The following is a 221-nucleotide window of genomic DNA, read 5'->3' as shown; positions in this document are numbered from 1 at the left end:
AGCAATGATAACAAAACCTAAAATAGTGATAAGTCCCACAGCCTGACCTAGGAAAGTAGCGTCTGAGTATGATAATGGCACCATCATCACACCTAGCGCACCAGATATACCGTTAACAGAAATAGCACCGACAGGCTCATCACTTTTTGCTTTGTCTAGCGCAACGATACTAAACACTACCAATGCACCACCTAGCGCCCCAAGCATCAGTGCTAATACAG

1 pseudogene is annotated in these 221 nt (G+C 44.8%); it reads right to left on the bottom strand.

The annotated features are described in order from the left end of the window. Positions 1-221 (bottom strand): annotated as a pseudogene (locus CWC03_RS23315) (ammonium transporter); the annotation flags it as partial.

Source organism: Pseudoalteromonas sp. S2755, assembly GCF_005886535.1.
Lineage (GTDB): Bacteria > Pseudomonadota > Gammaproteobacteria > Enterobacterales > Alteromonadaceae > Pseudoalteromonas.
This window is presented reverse-complemented; position numbering and strand designations above follow the sequence as displayed.